Here is a 17,244-nt window from a genome sequence, read left to right on the forward strand (position 1 = left end):
GGAAAGCGATCGGCAGACGGGATACGCCGCGGCCGGAATTTATCCATTCCCCCGCGGGATACAACAGCTAATCTGATGCTGTGGGAAACGGGCGAAATTGTGCGAGGCAACGGGAAATCCATGGCCTCGCAACGTTTTTTCCTACTTGTCCTTCAACGTGGACAAGGCGGCGAAGGGCGACGCAGGCGCGTCGTTGGAGCCATCATCCTCGATGAAGGGCTCGAACTCCACACCGGGCAGACGCGGATAGGGATCAAGGCCGACGGCGACGAATTCGGTGGCGAAGATGCCGAGATCGATGGTGGAGCCTTCGATGGGCTCGGAGGGGTCCTCGACATCGAGCAGAACCTCGACCTCGTCGGACACGGCCTCGATCTCCTCGGGCGGCAGGAAGGTCAGTTCGACCACTTCGCGGATGCGCTCGGCAACGGGATCGAGCGTGACGACGCAGGCCTGCTCGACTTCAGCCTCCACGGTGCCGACAAGCTTGTAGCCGGTGCGGCGCCAGGGCGTGAGAGTGAACTCGGCGTGGACGCGGGCGACGGTGAGGATATCCAGCGCCTCGGCGATGGCCGCGCACTCCGCCTCGGTGGCGTCGAGCGTCACGGTCGTGCCCTTGGGCTGGACACGGTCCCAGGCGAAGGGGCGCGAAAAGGGAATGGGGAGGCTCGGTTCGGTATGGTCGGTCATGAAAGCTGCGAATTCCGGAAGTCGGGCCCATCAGAGATGGGTTCTGCAAGAGCGGCGGACAATACGTCACCGGCAAGGATTGCCGCAAGCGGCGCGGCGGCAAGATTGGCATGCAGCCGCTGCACATGACGAGCAAGACGTTCGGCGGCCGCTTCGGAACCGGCGCCGTCCCAGACGTTGCGATTGAGCACGGTGGCCAGAGACGCCGGATCGGCCGCCGACAGGGCGGCGGTGTAGGCGGTGAGGCGGCCGTAGAAGGATTTGGCGACGTGACCCATGCGGCGCATCAGCGACTTGTCGGAGATGCCGTGTTCGCGCAGGACCACTTCCATCTCGCCGAAGAAGCGCTCGGACAATCGCTGGGCGACCTTGCGACCCTCCCCGCCGCCAGCCGTCAACCGGTCGACAACGAGACCGACGTGCAGCATCAGGAGCTCGAGCCGGCCCTCGACGGTATCGGGAACGCCGTCCGGGCCGTAAAGCCAGGCCGCCCGCGAAAGCGCGGTGACGGCAGCGTAGAGATGCTCCGCCGGATCGGGCCGCCTGCGACGCAGAAAACCGAAAACCATAGATTTGCCACCAAGGAGAGGAATGAAGGATCATCGGCCCTGACAAAGGGCGAACATTCCGGTGTGCATTGACGAATTGACGTTGCTTCGTCACCTATCGCAGGATAACCAAGTTGCCAAGTGTATTGGTTGGGAGGCTCAAGTGAAGTTTTGCCGGAGTGAACGCCCGTTGAGCACGAAATTCATTGCGAACGCCCTGGTGGTTACCCTTCTTGCCGCGACCGGACTCACGGCTTGCGGTACCCCGCCGATCCAGCATGGCTATGTGATGTCGGAAGACGCGCTGGCGCAGGTGCCGGTGGGCTCGTCGCGCGAACAGGTGGCGCTGGTGCTCGGCTCGCCCTCGACCACGTCGACCGTCGGTGGCGAGAGCACCTATTACTACATCTCCCAGACCATCGACGAGAACCCGCTGACGGGGCGTTCAATCACCGACCAGAAGGTGATGGCCGTCTATTTCGACGACAAGGGCCTGGTCAAGCAGATCGCCAACTACGGCCTGAAGGACGGCAAGGTATTCGACTTCATCCAGCGCAAGACGCGCACCGGTGGCGCCGATCTCAACCTGATCAGCCAGATCCTCGCCGGCGTCGGCAACGGCAATCCGCTGGCGCCGCACTGATCGCAGGCGCAAGCGACGAAAAGACAAACCCCGCGACGGTCGCCCGGCGCGGGTTTTTTGTTTGGGCCGTCGGCGATCAGGTGCGCCGGGCGAACATGGTGGAGGTGTAGAGCGCCAGCGCGCCCCAGATGCAGCCGAAGGCGATCATCTTGCCGGCGTTGATCGGTTCGCCAAAGACGAAGATGGCGATCAGGAAGATCATCGACGGGGCGATGTATTGCATGAGGCCGATGGTGCTGAGGCGCAGCAGACGCGCGCCGAGGCCGAACAGGATCAGCGGCACGGCGGTGACGAGGCCGGCGGCCATCAGCAGCCAGGTGTCCGTGGTGACGCCGGTGGCCGGGCTCCAGAAGTGGCTGTCGCCGGTGGCCAGCGTGTAGACGACATAGGCAAGCGCCGGCGGCGTCAGCACCAGGATCTCAAGGAGAAAGCCTTCGGTGCCGCCGATGGACAGCGTCTTCTTGAAATAGCCGTAGGCGGCAAAGCTCAGCGCCAGCACCAGCGATACCCAGGGCAGGCCGCCGCTCACATAGGTCATGATGGCAACGCCGACGACGGCCAGAGCGACAGCGACGCCCTGCACCGGCGTGAAGCGCTCGCGCAGCACGAAGATGCCGACGAGGATGTTGACGATGGGGTTGATGTAATAGCCAAGCGCCGTTTCAAGCGCCCTGCCCGCGGCAATGGCCCAGACATACGTGAGCCAGTTGACCGAGATCAGCGCCGCGGTGAGCGCTCCGAGAGCGAGGACGCGGGGATTGCGGGCTGCGGCGAGCACGCTGCCAAGCTTGCCCTGCCCCCAGAGAACTGCCGCCCCCACGGGCAGAGACCAGACGATGCGCTGGGCCACAACTTCAAGGGCCGGCACGTGCGCCACCGCCTTCATGTAGAAAGGCAGGAAGCCCCACATGAGATAGGCCGAGAGCGCAAAGACAAAGCCCTGCATGCCCTTGGCGTTGCCGGGCGTCGGGGTGGCGGTCGGGATGGGCGTGGTGCTGGACATGATGCCGATTTGACTTGAGAGGTGACGGTTGGGAACAACCGCGGGACGCGGTGGCCCGCATGGCGTCACCATGGGAGCGGCCGCCACACCGGCGCCACCCGAAAAGCAGATCGGCGGCCGGACAAGTCCGACCGCCGATCCATGAGTCGTTACTGAAGATCAGCTTATCAGCCGTGGGCAAGAACCGCCAGAAGCAGCAGGGCCACGATGTTGGTGATCTTGATGGCCGGGTTGACGGCCGGGCCGGCGGTGTCCTTGTAGGGATCGCCGACGGTGTCGCCGGTCACCGAAGCCTTGTGGGCGTCGGAACCCTTGAAGTGCTTGACGCCGTCCTTGTCGACGAAACCGTCTTCAAAGCTCTTCTTGGCGTTGTCCCAGGCGCCACCACCCGAGGTCATCGAGATGGCAACGAACAGGCCGTTGACGATCACGCCGAGCAGCGAGGCACCGAGAGCGGCGAAGGCGTTGGCCTTGGAGCCCGAAGCCAGCAGCACACCGAAGTAGACGACGAGCGGCGACAGAACCGGCAGCAGCGAGGGGACGATCATCTCGCGGATGGCGGCCTTGGTCAGCATGTCGACGGCACGACCGTAGTCGGGCTTGTCGGTGCCCTGCATGATGCCCGGCTTTTCCTTGAACTGGCGACGGACTTCTTCCACCACCGAGCCGGCTGCACGACCGACCGCGGTCATGGCGATACCGCCGAACAGGTAGGGGATGAGGCCGCCGAAGATCAGGCCGGCAACGACATAGGGGTTGGACAGCGACAGGTCGATCTCGCCGATACCCTGGAAATAGGGCACGCCGCTTTCGACGAAGTGCTTGATGTCGTTGGTGTAGGCAGCGAACAGCACCAGGGCGCCGAGGCCAGCCGAACCGATGGCATAGCCCTTGGTCACGGCCTTGGTGGTGTTGCCGACCGCGTCCAGCGCATCGGTGGTGTGACGCACGTCCTTGGGCAGGCCGGCCATTTCGGCGATGCCGCCGGCATTGTCGGTGACCGGGCCGAAGGCGTCGAGGGCGACGATCATGCCGGCGAGGCCGAGCATGGTCGAAACCGCGATGGCCGTGCCGTAGAGGCCGCCGAGCTGGTAGGTGGCGATGATGCCGGCGACGATCACGAGGGCCGGCAGAGCCGTCGATTCCAAGGATACCGCGAGGCCCTGGATGACGTTGGTGCCGTGACCGGTGACGGACGCCTGGGCGATCGACACCACGGGACGCTTGCCCGTGCCGGTGTAATATTCGGTGATCCAGACGATCAGGCCGGTGACGACCAGACCGAGGATGCCGCAGATGAACAGCTTGGTGCCGGTGACGGCAACGCCGTTGACCACGAGCACTTCACCCCAGCCGATGGTCAGCGAGGTGGCGCCGCCGAGGCCGATGATGGAGAGCAGAGTGGTTGCCCACAGGCCCTTGTAGAGGGCGCCCATGATCGAGTTGTTGGCGCCGAGCTTCACGAAGAAGGTGCCGATGATCGAGGTGATGATGCAGGTACCGCAGATCATCAGCGGGTAGAGCATCGCCTGCGACAGCAGCGGAGACGCGGCAAAGAAGATCGAGCCGAGCACCATGGTGGCGACCACGGTCACCGCATAGGTCTCGAACAGGTCGGCCGCCATGCCGGCGCAGTCGCCGACGTTGTCGCCCACGTTGTCGGCGATGGTGGCGGGATTGCGTGGATCATCTTCGGGAATGCCGGCTTCGACCTTGCCCACCAGATCGGCACCCACATCCGCGCCCTTGGTGAAGATGCCGCCGCCGAGACGGGCGAAGATGGAGATCAGCGAGGCACCGAAGCCGAGGGCGACGAGCGCATCGATGACCGTGCGATCGCTCGGACCGTAGCCCAAGCCGATCGTGAGGATGGCGTAGTAGACGGCGACGCCGAGCAGCGCCAGACCCGCCACGAACATGCCGGTGACGGCACCGGACTTGAAGGCGATGTCAAGACCGCCGGCCAGCGACTGCATGGCAGCAGCGGCGGTGCGGACGTTGGCGCGGACCGACACGTTCATGCCGATGAAGCCGGCCATGCCCGAAAGAATGGCGCCAACCGCGAAGCCAACGGCGACCAGCCAGCCCAGCAGCACGCCGACCAGCACGAAGATCACCACACCGACAGCGCCGATGGTGATGTACTGACGACGCAAATAGGCCTGCGCGCCCTCGCGCACGTAGCCCGAAATCTCCTGCATGCGCGCGGTACCCGCGTCGGATGCCATCACGGAGCGGATTGCCCATACGCCATAGGCGATGGACAGCAATCCGCAGACGATTACCACATATAGAGCGTTCATATTCCCTCCGCTAAACCATGCCGGTGATGTCCGACCCTGGCGCCTCGTGCCGAAAACGGAGCAGATAGACCGCTGACAGCCGGTCTTGCCGCATCCGCTTTGGGGAGCGACTCTCTTCTATTCTGCCAACACCCGTAGCATCGGAATCGGGTGGTAGCCCGTCCTGTTGTCATTGGCGAGAGCCGGACTACCGTATAGTCTCGGAATGGGACGTCAAGGGCGTGGATTCACCCATGGGAACGTTCCCATGGTGCATCGCAGCGTAAGGATATGTTAGCCTTTTGCCACAGCGCGGCGACGGGCGACCGCATCGGCGGAAATCAGCATCAGGCAAACGCCAACCACGGGAAACACAACGAGATTCACGGTTTGCCAGCCATCGGCCACCAGGATCTTGCCCGAGGAATAGGATGCCAGCGCCACCAGCCCGAACAGGATGAAATCGTTGACAGCCTGAACACGGAAGGACTCCTCGGGGCGATAGACTTCGGCAACCATGGACGTTGCAGCAACAAATCCGAAGTTCCAGCCGACGCCAAGGAGAATCAGCGCGCCCCAGAAGTGATAAAGCTCGGTGCCCGTCAGCGCGATGGTGGCGCAGAGGGCGATCAGCAACAGACCCGCGACAGCGACCACTTCCTTGCCCAGCCGCGCGATGACGGAGCCGGTGAAGAAGCTCGGCGCAAACATGGCAATGACGTGCCACTGGATGGCCAGCTGCGCGTCGGACTGGCTGTGATTGTGACCGATCATGGCAAGCGGCGAGGCGGTCATCACCAGCGTCATCAGCGCATAGGACGCGACGGCGGTGACCAGCGCGACGACGAAGCGGCGCTGGGTGATGATGGCGGCGAGCGGCCGGCCCGCGCTCTGTCGCAGGGCGGGCGACGGCGGCGGCACGCGCAAGAGCGACAGGATGGCGGCGGTCACCAGCAGCAGGGCGGACAGCGCGACGAAGGGGCCGGCGAAGGCCGCGCCGGAGATTGCCTCGCGCGTGTAGATGACGATCTGGGGGCCGAGCACGCCAGTGACGACACCGCCGACCATCACCCAGGAGATGGCCTTGGCCTTGAAGGCCGGTTCGGAGGCGTCGGCGGCGGCAAAGCGGTATTGCTGGCCGAAGGCGCTGGCGACGCCGAGCAGGAAGTTGCCGAGCGAAAGCAGCCAGAAGGACTGCAGCATGATGGCGGCGGCAACGCCGGCGGCGCAGGCCGCGCCCATCAAGGCACCGCCGACAAAGCCGGCGCGACGACCGACTCGGCGCATGAGCAGGGCCGCCGGTATGGAGGCGAGTGCCGAGCCGAGAATGAAGGCGGTGACCGGCAGCGTTGCCAGATACTGACGCTCTGCCGGCAGCAATGACGCGCCGATCAGGCCGCCCGAGCCGATGGCGATGACGCCGATGGAGCCGCCGATGGCGGTGGCAACCGCCAGCAGCAACGCCGTGCGGCGCGCCTCCGGCAAGGGCAGATGAGCTGAGGTCACGGTGACGGGCCGCCGGTCAGAAGGTGTATTTGGCGATGACGAAACCGCCGACGATGGCCACGAGAACGCCCATCATCACCCATTCAAGGCGCTTCTCGATGAAATCACGCACCGGCTCGCCGAACATGCGCAGCAAGGCCGCCTCGACGAAGAAGCGGAAGCCGCGGGTGATGGCGCAGAGCAGGATGAACAGCGGGAAATTGAAGGCGGCAAAGCCCGAGGCGATGGTGACCAGCTTGAAGGGGATGGGAGTCAGGCCCTTGATCAGGATGATCCAGACGCCGTAGTCGGCGAAGGTGGCGCGGAAGCTGTCCATCTTCTGGCCGTAGCCGTAGAGCTGGATCAGCCACAGGCCGACACTGTCATAGAGCCAGAGACCGATGAAATAGCCCAGGATGCCACCGGCCACCGAGGCAAGCGTGCAGACCAGGGCATAGAGGAAGGCACGATCGCGGCGGGCGAGCACCATGGGGACCAGGATGACGTCGGGCGGGATCGGGAAGAAGGAGCTTTCTGCAAAGGACACCAGCGCCAACCACCAAAGGGCACGCGGACTGGCGGCAAGCGACATGGTCCATGCGTAAAGCTTGCGAAACATGAATTCGGGCTCCAGTTCATGCCAACGCGCCAGAATGCTTGCGCATCGGCTCATCGAGGACAGTTCGAAGTTTCATCAGCCTCAATGGCATGAGAAGTTCGAAAGCGGAATACCGAGAGCCATTTTCAATGACGCGCGGCACCAATCGCCAATCAAACCGCTGGTCCAGCGACGGCTGTCCCTGACAGAGGACGACAAGCGCTAGCGAAGCAAAGGCCACAAGACAAGGCGAAAGATGAGGCGACCAAAGGCAACGGGGCGGCCACTGCTGTGACCGCCCCGTGATGGTTTGCGTGATTTGATCTCAGAAGGCGACTTTCAGGCCGAGGCGCCCGACATAGGACCGGGACTTGTCGCTGCCGAGGGTGCCCTCGACGCTGCCGTAGACACCGATGTTGCTGGTGAGCTGGCTGTCGAAGCCGACGCCCAGCGTTGCGCTCAGCACGTTCTTGTCGGACCGGTCGGTGATGGAGAAATCGCTGCCATCAAGGCTGGCCTTGAGGACCGAGTTGCCGACATATTGCGTGTCGCTCACCGCGCCGGTCAGCGTCAGCTGGGTGCGCAGGCCTTCTTCGGTCATCAGGGTATAGGCGAGGTCCACCTGCGCCCTGCCCTCTAGGGCATGCGACTGGCGGGCATCATAGGTGAGGTTCTGCATCGAACCGGTTTCGCTGTAGCCGTCGTAGAAGGCCCCGGTATAACGGCCCTTCAGGCTCGGCGTCAGCGTCCAGGTGTCGTTGAGGGCGATGGCGCGGCTGATGGCGACTTCGGGCGACAGGTAGATGCCCGTGAAGTCGCCCGTCGCCACTTCGGTACCGGCGTTGATCGAGCGATCGCTGGTGTTCCAGATGGCACCGAGGGTCAGCGCGGCGTTGAGGTCGAAGCCGTCGATGCGAGTGGAGCCATAGCTGCCAACGAAGCCGGTGTCGCCGGAGATCGAGGAAGCCCCGCCCTTGACGTTGCTGGTAATGTGACCGGCGCCTCCGAACAGGCCCAGGCGGTAGCCGTCGAACTGGTGGTCGACGCCGCTGATGAGACCGATGTAGCTGGAATCATTGGCCGGATCTGTGTTGCTGGCCGACTGGTCACGACCGCCGCCAAAGGCGCGGATCCAGAACAGGTTGCCGGCGGCATCGACGGCAAGGCCATCGCCAAGGGAGGCCACGGCGTTGGCGGCGGCGGTCTGCTTGCCCGTCTCGCCATAGGCGAGTGCGTTGGTGGAGGCCGACGGTGTGACCGTGGGACGGGCGACATCCAGCGAAAGGATGCTGCCGATCACCAGCGACGTCGACGCCGTGTACTGATTGCCGATCTGCGACGCCGACGGCAACTCGACCACATTGATGCTGCCGGTGGTGTCGGGGTGGTTGAGGACCACGGTCTGCGAGCCGTCGTGGAGCGTGATGGCATTTTCGGCATCGAGATATTCGGACGCGGCAATGTGATAGCTGCCGCCGCCGAAAGTCGTCGTGTTGCCGGTGGTGTTGTTGAAGTCGACCAGGCCGCCGAAGGTCGTCGACTGCGAGATGTTGAGGGTGTTGCCGCCCTGATTGTACAGGATCGCCGCGGTGCCGCCGGAGATGTGGCCGCTGGACGACAGCACGTTGCCGGACGAGTTGAAGACGATGCCATAGGTGGTGCCGTCAATGGTGCCGGTGTTGGTGATCGTGCTGGCGGCATCACTGACAGACAGACCGGTCGAGCCGGAAATGTCGCCCGAGTTGACGATGGTGGAACCGCCAAGCCCACTGATGTCCGCGCCGATTCCCGACGTCGCAGAGATCGTACCGGCGTTCAGCAAGGTAACCGGATCATGGCTGCCACCCAATACGACGCCCGACGCCCCGGAGATCGTGCCGTGGTTATCGAGCGAAACGCCATTGCTTATCACCGTCGCCTCAAAGGCTGCCCCGGTGGTGGCAGAGATGGTGCCGAAATTGGATGCGACCACTGAATCATGAGCGCCCAGGACCACGCCCGAAGCACCCGATATTGTCCCGGAGTTGCCAAAAGTCAGGTCGCCGTCGCTGGCCGCAGCGGTGAACCCGGTTCCGCTCGTCGCCGAAATGGTGCCACTGTTGGCAACGGACGCCGAGTCGATGCCGGACAGAAGCACGCCATCAAGTCCGGAGATTTCGCCCGCATTCTTGAGGATTGCGTCGCCGCCGTTTCCAGCAATGTAAGCACCGACCCCCGAAGTTGCCGTGATGCTGCCGACGTTGGTCACCGACGCGGACCCGTTGCCATCCAGAGAAATGCCCGAAGCGCCAACGATGTCGCCCGAGTTGCCGAACGCGATATCCCCGGCCACATGCGCCGCATCCACGGCGGTTCCGGTTGTCGCCGTAATGGTCCCGGTATTGGTCGCAGAGACATTGCCGCTGCTGTCCAGATGCACGCCAGAGGCACCGCGGATTTCGCCAGAGTTCTCGAAGGAGATATCACCGCTCACCGCTTGTATACTGACGGCAGTTCCCGTTGTGGCCGCGATGGTGCCCGTGTTGGCGACCAATGCCGAGCCAGAGGCGGCCAAAACCACGCCAGATGCACCGGAAATGTCGCCGGAGTTGCCGAACGACACGCTCCCGGAACTTGCCACCGCGTTGACGCCGGTTCCCGTTGTGGCCGTGACGGAGCCTTCATTGACAATCTCGACGTCCCCACCCGTCGCGTTCGCGCCAATGCCGCTTGCGCCCTGAACGTCGCCCTGGTTCAGGATTTCGATGTCGCCATCGGTGGTCATGGTATCGATGCCCATGGCCTCCTGCGAATGGATCGAACCACCGGTGGCATTGATGACCTGGACGTCGCCCTCGGTCAGCGACCAGGCCTGCACGCCGATCCCCGCATAGGACGACAGGGACAGGGTGGGGTCGGAACCGGCTTCGACCGTACCGCTGTTGACAATGGAGACGTCTCCGCCTGCCCAGCCCTGCAATCCGATACTGTCGTTTGAGGTCACCGAGCCCGTGTTCCGGATCGTCACGTCACTGGTGTCGGACCAGCCGATGATGCCTTGCATGGCATGCGAGAGGATCGTGCCGTTGTTCACGATCTCCAGCGTGTCATTGTAATTGATGCCGCGGATACCGGGGCGGAAGGCGTCCACGGTACCGTTGTTCTCGATGTAGACGCTACCGGCGCCAGGGGTCGACGAGCCGTTCTCGCCGTAGAGCCCGGCATCGTTGTTGCTGTTGCTCGACGTGGTGGTGACCGACCCATTGTTGACGAGGTGCACCGCGCCGCCGTTGGTAACAAGCGTGATCGCCGCACCTGTGTCGGTGTGAACCGTTGCGCCGCTGGTGAGCGAGAGATCGCCGGAGGTGTCGTTGCGGAACCAGATGCCGCCGAAGCCGCCGCCCGTCGCGGTAATGTTCACGCCGGAACCGATCTGAGCGGTGAGGTCGTGATTGGCAGCGTTGGTCTGCGAATAGACCCCGCTATAGCCGTTGTTGTAGATCGTCGAGTTGCCGACGATGTTCAGGAACTGGGTCGTGGCGCCAACCGACGGGTCCGACGTGGACATTTCGATGAACTTCGCGTCGGCGTCAGTGACGGTCAGCGTACTGGTGCCGGCGCCGGTCAGATATTGGACCACGTCTTCCGCGTCGGACTCGCAACGGGTGACGGTCGGCGTGGCGGTGCCGGAGAAATCGCAGGACGCCATGGCAAGACTGGACGATGCGGCGACAAGCGCAAACATGGAAGACGCGGTCATCAGCAGGCGCTGACGGGTCGTAATTGAAAGACGCTTGTTCACTTTGCCTCACCCCCAAATAGCCTGATCCACGCGGCACCAGACGTAAGGGGCAAGTGAAGCCCAGTAGAACCCACGCCGCAACAGCACGTATTGCGAGCAGAATTATCAGAGTCTCCCTGAGCGCGACTGATGCGAGAAGTGCAACAACCTTTACAGGTAGAACCGGCATCGAGAAACAAGCCAAGAAAAAACAACGCCATTGAAAATGGTTTTAATTCAACAAATTAATAAAATACATCGACTACCACCCATTGCCTACCCTTGATTTTTCGTGGCATCACTCACTCAACGATTGATTGCTAACATGCATGAATTTATATTCGCTACAATTTGTTAACGCGCAGCGTTGCGTCCGTGTCACAGTTCCGCCCGCCACGGCATCGAGTTATCCACAGCAGAGGCCTCAAATGATGCGGTGACGGCGCGCGTTGACGGCACGTGTTGAGGATTCGCTTCGGCTAAATGCCGGAGTTCATCCAGCCATCGCAAAGGGTGCCGATCAGTCCGGGGACGGCAATGACATCTGGAGTCAGGTGAGGATCGGCAGTGCCAGGCTGCCATCGCAGCGTCTGCCGCAGAAGCTCAGAAATGGCGATAGGAGCCGGTGCCGAGGTCGGGGATGGGGCGGAGGTCGGAGAAGACCTCGATGCCCTTGCCGCTCACCGCGCGGCCGATGACAGTGGCTTCGACGCCGGCTGCGTGGCAGGCGGATCGGAAGGCATCGACGGCGGACGGCGGGAGGCTGAGGGCGAGTTCGTAGTCGTCGCCGCCGGTGAGCGCGGTGACCATCAGCGCCGGGTCGGCAGCGACGGCAGCCTGGGCGGCTGCGGAGAGCGGCACGTGATCGGCGTTGATCTCCAGCGCGACGCCGGAGGCGGCGGCCATCTTGGCAAGGTCGCCGACGAGACCGTCGGAGATGTCCATGCCACCGTGAGCGAGGCGGCAGACGGCGTCCGCGACAGCGTTGCGCGGGCGCGGCAGGAGATAGCGATCGAGGAGGTGGGCGCGGTGAGCGTCGGCGAGGCCGAGGCGATCGGCCAGCGTCGGGTCAAGGCGCAGCTGCAGGCCGAGCGCGGCATCGCCGATGCTGCCGGTGACGACGATGACGTCGCCGGGCATTGCGCCACCGCGGCGGACCATGCCGCCGCGCGGAACCTCGCCGATGGCGGTGACGCAGAGCGTCAGGCCATCGCCGGAGCGGACGGTGTCGCCGCCGAGCAGCGAGATGCCATAGGTGGTCTGGTCGGCACCGAGACCGGCACCGAGCGCGTCAATCTCGGCGACGGAGAAGTTTCTTGGCAGGCCGAGCGCCAGCAGGTAACCGACGGGGCGCGCGCCCTTGGCGGCAAGATCGGAGAGGTTGACGCGCAGCCCCTTCTGGGCAACGGCATTCCACGGGTCGTCGGGGAAGAAATGCACGCCACTGACGATGGCGTCCTTGGTGAACACCAGATCGAAGCCGGGCTTGGGCGTGTAGACGGCCGCGTCGTCGAGCAGACCGAAGGTGCCCTCCCCGGCCAGCGGCGCGAAGACGCGAGCGATCAGTTCGAACTCGCCGATGCGCGCGCCGCCCTCAGCCATGTCAGGCGCTCCGCTTGGGGAACTCGTCGGGCCGGTTCTCGTGGGCGATGCGGTCGAGCACGCCATTGACGAGGCGAGGCTCGTCGTCGCCGAAGAAGGCGCGGGCAATGTCGATATATTCGGAGATGATCACCTTGCCCGGCACGTCGCCGCGCTTGAGCAGCTCATAGGTGCCGCAGCGCAGGATGGCGCGCAGCGTGGCGTCGACGCGCTTGAGCGGCCAATCCTCGACGAGCGCTGTGTGGACCATGGGATCGACGGTGCGCTGCTCGGCAACAACGCCGGCGACGATGTCGCGGAACCAGCCGGCGTCAGCCTGGCGGTATTCGAAGCCGTCGATCTCCTTGCCGAGGCGATAGGCCTCGAACTCCTGCACGACGGCGAGCATGTCGCCACCGCCGATTTCGAGCTGATAGAGCGCCTGCACGGCGGCCAAACGAGCGGCTCCCCGCTGATTGGCCGGACGCGGCTCCGGCCGCTCACCCGATCGGATTTCGCTCATCTTCCTGTCACTCCAAGGAGCGGCGGTTCGCTGACCGGCCGCTGCCGATCACGCCGCGCACCGCTCGCGGACGGACCACGGGCTGGAAACAGGGAGGATACGGACTTCAAATAGCTGTGGCGGGGGAAAAATCACGGAACGCCCGATTTGTCCAGCGCAAAAGGGGAATGGCTGGGTGGCGACAAGGACTACAAGGTAAACAGCAGCGCCAAACAGAAGGTTGGTGTCGATAATTCGCGATGTGCTCTGATCACGGACTTTGCAAATCAATCGAGCTGTGAGCATGGTCGGCACGTTCTGGAGACAAACCGCCGTGATCGCCGACTTTCTGCTCAACTCCTTCGCCACCATGCTCGTGACCATCGATCCGATCGGGCTGGCGCCGATCTTTCTGGCGGTGACGCGGGGGGCGGATCCGAAGATCCGGCGGATCATTGCGGTGCGCGCGTCGATCATTGCGGCGCTGATCCTGATTGCCTTTGCCTTCATCGGCTCGGGCATCCTGTCGTTCCTGGGGATCTCGCTGCCGGCCTTCCGCATCGCGGGCGGCTTGCTGCTGTTCTGGATCGCCTTCGAGATGGTGTTCGAGAAGCGGGAGCGGCGCAAGCAGGCCTCGGCCGAACAGGCGCTCGGCCATGACAAGGTGGACGCGGCTGCGGCGCCGCGCCAGCATGGGCCTTCCAATGACGACTATCGCAGCCTCGCGGTGTTCCCGCTGGCCATTCCGCTGATTGCCGGACCAGGCGCCATTTCGGCGACCATCCTGATCGGATCGCAGACACGCGGCGTTGCCGATCAGGCGGCGCTGGTGGGCCTGCTGCTCGGCATGACGCTGCTGTGCTTCATGGTGTTCATTGCCGCCGACAAGCTCGACCGCTTTCTGGGCGAGACGGGCCGCACGGTGCTGACCCGCCTTCTCGGCGTGCTGCTGGCCGCCCTCGCCGTCCAGTTCGTGGCGGACGGCGCCAAGGCGATCTTCATGTGAGGATCAAGGCGGACGGCGGCGTCTGGCCGCCGACCTCAGCCCATCGTCACTTCTTGGCGAAGCAGGCGGCGATGCCGGCCTTGATGGCCTTCTCCTGATCGCCCGTCAGCTTGGAGCGACTGGGCTGCTCGAAGGCGTCGCCTTCCATGCTTTCAAGCGCCGCCTTCTGGGCGCACTGGCACTTGTTGATCATGGAGTTGCGATCGATGCCGTCCACCCGGTACTGGGTGAAGACGCAATAATCGAGGAACTTGCGGGACAGATTTTCCCGCGTGATCGTTTCGGCAAAGGCGCTGGAACAGAAAACATTGCTCACAGCCGCGCCGGCCACCAGCGCAGCAACGAGACCCTTGGAAATCCGCATTTCAAACACCATCAACATCTGTGACGGCGCGCGCCGCGCGCGCCCTCAGGCACGCCTTTTTCCTTAATTGAGGCGATCGTGCGATTGCAACAGGATTGCCGCCGCAGGAGTCCTTATCCACGACATCAGCGCATGGCACTCAGGCCTTGCGCAGCCAGACCTTCGAATCATGGAAGGCTGCACCACCGTAAGGTGCGACCTGATCCGCCCCGACCAGCGTGTTGATTCCCACCCCACCCTCATGGGCGGCCAGCGACCAGATGCCCTCGGCGATGACAACGCCGGGCTGGACGCCGTCGAAGATCTGCGCCGTCAGACGCACGGTGCCGCGCATGTTGCCGATCTCGACGAGGTCGCCGGTGGCGATACCGAGACGGCCGGCAGCGTCGGGATGAACCTTGAGCGTGGGCCGGCTTTCCTTCTGCAGCGACGTCGGGGTCTCGACGAAGGTGGTGTTGAGGAAGTTGCGCGCCGGCGGCGTGACGAGACGGAAGGGATGGGCCTCGTCGGCCTCCTCGATCACCGGCCAGAAATCCGGCAGGCGGGGCATGGCGTCCCACGGGCCGAGGCGCTTCTGGCCGTCGCCGTAGACGGAGCCCCAATCGGGCTTGAAGCGGAACTTGCCGTCCGGCCAGCCAAAGCCGTTGACGAAATGGGCTTCGTCAAAGTCGGGCTGGCAGTCGAGGAAGTGCTTTTCCTCAAGCTCGGCCAGGGTGCCCCAGCCGGAGTTGCGCAGCAGCCAGTCGATATGCTCGCGCGGGGTCATGTCGAAGCCGGGGTGTCTGGCACCGAGGCGGCGGGCGAGCTCGGATATCACCCAGTGATTCTCGCGCGCCTCGCCGGGCGCTTCGACCAGCTTGGGGCCGAACAGGATGCTCTGCTGGCCGCCGCCCTTGTAGATGTCGTCATGCTCGAGGAACATGGTGGCCGGCAGCACAAGATCCGCCATGCGGGCGGTGTCGGTCATGAACTGCTCGTGCACGGCGACGAAGAGATCCTCGCGGGCAAAGCCCTGGCGGATGCGCGTCTGATCGGGCTGGACGGCGACCGGGTTGGTGTTCTGGATCAGCATGGCCTTGACCGGAGGGCCGCCGGCCAGCGCCGCCGGGTCGCCGGTCAGGAAGGCGGCCATGTCGGTCTGGACGAGTTCACGCGTGCCGGGATCGACCATGTCGAGGCCTTCGATCATGGTCTTGTTGAAATGGTAGATGGCGCCGTTGTTGTGAAAGGCGCCCGCCCCTTCGCGCTGCCACAGGCCGAGCACGGTGGCGATCGACGTGGCCGCATGCATGGAGGCGGCGCCATTGCGCGAGCGGGTGAAGCCGTATCCCAGACGGAAGTAGGTGCGCGGTGTGGCGCCGACCAGACGGGCGAAGGCCTCGATCTGATCGACGGACAGGCCGGTGATGGCCGCAGCCCAGGCGGGATCGCGGCTCTTCACATGGGCTTCGAGCTCCTCGGGGGCGTCGGCAAAGCGGGCCATGAAGGCGCGGTCGGCATAGCCGTCGCGGAAGGCCACGTGCATGACGGCACAGGCGAGCGCAGCGTCGGTGCCCGGTCGGATGACGAGGCCGAGATCGGCCTGGCGGACGGTTTCGGTCTGGTAGACGTCGACAGCGACGATCTTGGCGCCGCGCGTCTTGCGGGCCTTGATGGCGTGCGTCATCACGTTGACCTGGGTGACGACGGCATTGGTGCCCCAAATCACCACGCAATCAGACAGGGCGATCTCGCGCGGATCAGGACCGCTGAGCTTGCCGGTGCCGGCGAGCCAGCCGGTCCAGGCGGGATTGACACAGATGGTGCCGAACTCCCGCGAGTATTTCATCTCGTGGCGCAGGCGGTTGATGCCGTCGCGCTGCACCTGCCCCATGGTGCCGGCGTAGAAGCAGGGGTAGACGCTCTCGGAACCGTAGGCGGCGGTGGCCTCGGTGAAGGCGCCGGCGATGCGATCGAGCGCCTCGGTCCAGGAAATCTCGCGGAACTGGCCCGAACCCTTGGGGCCGGTGCGCAGCAGCGGCTTGGTCAGCCGGTCCTTGTGCGAGACGCGCTCGGCATAGCGGGCGACCTTGGCGCAGATGACGCCGGCGGTATAGCGATTGTCGGCAGTGCCATGCAGACGCCCGATGCTGCCATCGGCCTTGATCTCGACATCGAGCGCGCAGGTCGACGGGCAATCATGGGGACAGGCGGACTTTCCGATTCTGGGCACAGCGACGTTCATGGTGACAATCCGGATAGATGCATGAGCGCGGCAACATAAGCGGAAAGAGGCATCAAGTCCCATTCAAAATGGTCATCGGACCGATCGGGTCTGTCTATGAGCCTGCGGCTTGGGCCGTCATGCGGAAGCCGGCACCGATGATCAGGGCGATCGCCACGAAGGCGATCCATTGCGGCAGGGTCCACAGCGAACCGAAGCGGGAGAGATTGTAGGTGAGGAAGAGGCCGGCATAGGCGAGGAACTGGAAGGCGGCACCGGCGGCGGCCATGCGCCAATCGGCGGACAAGGCCGCGGCGGCGAGCAGCAAGGCATTGATCAGCATGACGACGGTGACGCCGTGCCAGACGACCGCGGCGACGGCGAGGACGCGTGGATCAAGACCGGTTGCCTGGATGGGCACATCGATCTCGGGGCCACCGAAAAAGACGTGGACGCCGGTGAGCCCGACAGTGAGGACGGATGCAGACAGAAACCACCAGTTCATGATCAATCTCCCTTTCCATACGCATGCGTATGGTCGAAAAGAGGTGTATTCAGTTGGGATGAGCGAGTCAATAC

At 64.0% G+C, this 17,244-nt stretch carries 14 protein-coding genes; 2 read left to right on the forward strand and 12 right to left on the reverse strand.

Annotated features, from left to right (window positions below; translation table 11 throughout):
• Positions 1-141 precede the first annotated feature (141 nt).
• Both L2I41_RS19240 and L2I41_RS19245 read right to left on the reverse strand, forming a co-directional pair.
• Entirely contained in the window at positions 142-690 is a 549-nt protein-coding gene (locus L2I41_RS19240) for a YceD family protein (RefSeq protein WP_237155205.1), read from the reverse strand.
• Positions 687-1,259: a ubiquinol-cytochrome C chaperone family protein gene (locus L2I41_RS19245; protein ID WP_237155206.1), complete on the reverse strand. Its 573-nt coding sequence runs from the start codon at positions 1,257-1,259 to the stop codon at positions 687-689. The genes L2I41_RS19240 and L2I41_RS19245 overlap by 4 nt, the downstream gene beginning before the upstream one ends.
• A 169-nt stretch (positions 1,260-1,428) precedes the next feature.
• Between L2I41_RS19245 and L2I41_RS19250 the strand changes: the two genes are divergently transcribed.
• Positions 1,429-1,881, forward strand: coding sequence for an outer membrane protein assembly factor BamE (locus L2I41_RS19250; protein WP_237155207.1), 453 nt, complete (start codon positions 1,429-1,431; stop codon positions 1,879-1,881).
• A 76-nt stretch (positions 1,882-1,957) separates the two neighbouring features.
• Here the strand turns inward: L2I41_RS19250 and rarD are convergent, their stop codons facing one another.
• From rarD to nusB, 7 genes are all read right to left on the reverse strand, one after another.
• Entirely contained in the window at positions 1,958-2,884 is a 927-nt protein-coding gene (gene rarD / locus L2I41_RS19255; RefSeq protein ID WP_237155208.1) for an EamA family transporter RarD, read from the reverse strand.
• Positions 2,885-3,051: 167 nt separating this feature from the next.
• Positions 3,052-5,187: a sodium-translocating pyrophosphatase gene (locus L2I41_RS19260; RefSeq protein ID WP_237155209.1), complete on the reverse strand. Its 2,136-nt coding sequence runs from the start codon at positions 5,185-5,187 to the stop codon at positions 3,052-3,054.
• Positions 5,188-5,460: 273 nt separating this feature from the next.
• The gene (locus L2I41_RS19265) at positions 5,461-6,672 is read right to left on the reverse strand and encodes an MFS transporter (protein ID WP_237155210.1); all 1,212 of its coding nucleotides are present in this window, start codon (positions 6,670-6,672) and stop codon (positions 5,461-5,463) included.
• Positions 6,673-6,688: 16 nt separating this feature from the next.
• On the reverse strand, positions 6,689-7,270 hold the full coding sequence (locus tag L2I41_RS19270) for a YqaA family protein (protein WP_237155211.1): 582 nt from the start codon (positions 7,268-7,270) through the stop codon (positions 6,689-6,691).
• 304 nt (positions 7,271-7,574) lie between these two features.
• Positions 7,575-11,030 carry an autotransporter outer membrane beta-barrel domain-containing protein gene (locus tag L2I41_RS19275; protein WP_237155212.1) on the reverse strand — a complete coding sequence of 1,152 codons (3,456 nt, stop codon included), beginning with the start codon at positions 11,028-11,030 and terminating at the stop codon, positions 7,575-7,577.
• A gap of 582 nt (positions 11,031-11,612) precedes the next feature.
• A complete protein-coding gene (gene thiL, locus L2I41_RS19280; protein ID WP_237155213.1) occupies positions 11,613-12,611 on the reverse strand; it encodes a thiamine-phosphate kinase in 999 nt (332 codons plus the stop codon).
• Between the two features lies 1 nt (position 12,612).
• Entirely contained in the window at positions 12,613-13,113 is a 501-nt protein-coding gene (nusB, locus tag L2I41_RS19285; protein ID WP_237155214.1) for a transcription antitermination factor NusB, read from the reverse strand.
• 283 nt (positions 13,114-13,396) lie between these two features.
• On the opposite strand from nusB, the gene L2I41_RS19290 reads away from it, so the two are divergent.
• Positions 13,397-14,098 carry a MarC family protein gene (locus tag L2I41_RS19290; RefSeq protein ID WP_237155215.1) on the forward strand — a complete coding sequence of 234 codons (702 nt, stop codon included), beginning with the start codon at positions 13,397-13,399 and terminating at the stop codon, positions 14,096-14,098.
• Positions 14,099-14,144: 46 nt separating this feature from the next.
• On the opposite strand, the gene L2I41_RS19295 is transcribed toward L2I41_RS19290, so the two are convergent.
• The 3 genes from L2I41_RS19295 to L2I41_RS19305 all read right to left on the reverse strand — a co-directional run bounded on the left by L2I41_RS19295 (position 14,145) and on the right by L2I41_RS19305 (position 17,170).
• Positions 14,145-14,462: a hypothetical protein gene (locus L2I41_RS19295; protein WP_237155216.1), complete on the reverse strand. Its 318-nt coding sequence runs from the start codon at positions 14,460-14,462 to the stop codon at positions 14,145-14,147.
• Between the two features lie 139 nt (positions 14,463-14,601).
• Positions 14,602-16,686 (reverse strand): molybdopterin-containing oxidoreductase family protein, encoded by a 2,085-nt coding sequence (locus L2I41_RS19300; RefSeq protein ID WP_237155217.1) that lies wholly within the window; start codon positions 16,684-16,686, stop codon positions 14,602-14,604.
• A gap of 94 nt (positions 16,687-16,780) precedes the next feature.
• Positions 16,781-17,170, reverse strand: a complete 390-nt coding sequence (locus L2I41_RS19305; RefSeq protein WP_237155218.1) for a hypothetical protein — start codon at positions 17,168-17,170, stop codon at positions 16,781-16,783.
• Between the last annotated feature and the right edge of the window lie 74 nt (positions 17,171-17,244).

Origin of the sequence: Oryzibacter oryziterrae (assembly GCF_021864535.1) — a bacterium.
Classification (GTDB): Bacteria; Pseudomonadota; Alphaproteobacteria; order Rhizobiales; family Pleomorphomonadaceae; genus Pleomorphomonas; species Pleomorphomonas oryziterrae.

Excerpts from the sequence above, each read along its gene's own strand:
- L2I41_RS19290 (WP_237155215.1), top strand. The coding sequence starts at position 13,397 with ATGGTCGGCACGTTCTGGAGACAAACCGCCGTGATCGCCGACTTTCTG.
- thiL (WP_237155213.1), bottom strand. The coding sequence starts at position 12,611 with ATGGCTGAGGGCGGCGCGCGCATCGGCGAGTTCGAACTGATCGCTCGC.
- L2I41_RS19305 (WP_237155218.1), bottom strand. The coding sequence starts at position 17,170 with ATGAACTGGTGGTTTCTGTCTGCATCCGTCCTCACTGTCGGGCTCACC.
- L2I41_RS19260 (WP_237155209.1), bottom strand. The coding sequence starts at position 5,187 with ATGAACGCTCTATATGTGGTAATCGTCTGCGGATTGCTGTCCATCGCC.
- L2I41_RS19295 (WP_237155216.1), bottom strand. The coding sequence starts at position 14,462 with ATGCGGATTTCCAAGGGTCTCGTTGCTGCGCTGGTGGCCGGCGCGGCT.
- rarD (WP_237155208.1), bottom strand. The coding sequence starts at position 2,884 with ATGTCCAGCACCACGCCCATCCCGACCGCCACCCCGACGCCCGGCAAC.
- L2I41_RS19270 (WP_237155211.1), bottom strand. The coding sequence starts at position 7,270 with ATGTTTCGCAAGCTTTACGCATGGACCATGTCGCTTGCCGCCAGTCCG.
- nusB (WP_237155214.1), bottom strand. The coding sequence starts at position 13,113 with ATGAGCGAAATCCGATCGGGTGAGCGGCCGGAGCCGCGTCCGGCCAAT.
- L2I41_RS19240 (WP_237155205.1), bottom strand. The coding sequence starts at position 690 with ATGACCGACCATACCGAACCGAGCCTCCCCATTCCCTTTTCGCGCCCC.
- L2I41_RS19245 (WP_237155206.1), bottom strand. The coding sequence starts at position 1,259 with ATGGTTTTCGGTTTTCTGCGTCGCAGGCGGCCCGATCCGGCGGAGCAT.
- L2I41_RS19300 (WP_237155217.1), bottom strand. The coding sequence starts at position 16,686 with ATGAACGTCGCTGTGCCCAGAATCGGAAAGTCCGCCTGTCCCCATGAT.